This is a genomic window from Streptomyces flavofungini (assembly GCF_041028215.1).
In the GTDB taxonomy this organism is placed as follows: Bacteria; Actinomycetota; Actinomycetes; order Streptomycetales; family Streptomycetaceae; genus Streptomyces; species Streptomyces flavofungini_B.
The window spans coordinates 1-726 of sequence record NZ_JASKYR010001386.1 but is presented as its reverse complement, the minus strand read 5'-3'; the positions used below and the strand labels follow the sequence as shown (position 1 = coordinate 726).

The 726-nt window shown below is 69.6% G+C and carries 2 protein-coding genes; both read left to right on the top strand.

The genetic code is table 11. The features are described from left to right. A partial coding sequence (locus tag AB8Z36_RS41215; protein WP_369218457.1) for an SHOCT domain-containing protein occupies positions 1 to 186 on the top strand: 186 nt, incomplete at its 5' end. Positions 187 to 305: 119 nt separating this feature from the next. Further along, on the top strand, positions 306 to 563 hold the full coding sequence (locus tag AB8Z36_RS41210) for a hypothetical protein (protein ID WP_062778170.1): 258 nt from the start codon (positions 306 to 308) through the stop codon (positions 561 to 563). The last annotated feature ends 163 nt before the right edge of the window (positions 564 to 726 follow it).

Sequence of the window (726 nt, the reverse complement as noted above, 5' to 3'; positions counted from 1 at the left end):
GCCCCCGCCGCGCCCGCGGCCGTGGACGGCGTGCCCGCCGCCAAGACCCTCGCCCCCGCTCCCCCGMCCGMCGACCACGACGCGCTGCTGCGCCGTCTGCGGGAGCTGGGCGAGCTGCACCAGGCGGGAATCCTGACCGACGAGGAGTTCAGCACGGCCAAGCAGGCCGTCCTGCGCCGTATGTGAGCCGGTGCGGGCCTCGCCAGGCCCCTTCCAGCCCCGATTCCAGACCCGTTGCGGCACACCCCTGCCCGATTCCGGGCAGGATTCTTGCGAAAGCCGTGCGAATCCCCCAGGATCATCGAATGCACGACGACCTGGTGGACCACCTCACCCGCAGTACCCCGCTCCAGCGGGGCGAAGCGCTGCGGGTCATCCAGGACGTGCTCGCCTACTTCGACGAGACGACCGAAGAGTTCGTCCGTCGCCGCCACCGCGAGTTGCAGGGTCAGGGCCTGCTCAACGCGGCGATCTTCGAACAGATCTCGGCGGATCTCGGATACCGAGCGGTCGCGCCGCCCGAGCTCACGCTCCGGCAGTTGCGCCGCATCATCTACGGCTAGGACACCCTCTATGTGCGGAATCGTCGGATACATCGGCAAGCGTGACGTGGCCCCGCTCCTCCTCGAAGGCCTTCAGCGCCTGGAGTACCGCGGCTACGACTCCGCGGGCATCGCCGTCACCAGCCCCAAGGCCTCGGGCCTGAAGACGGTGAAGGCCAAGGGC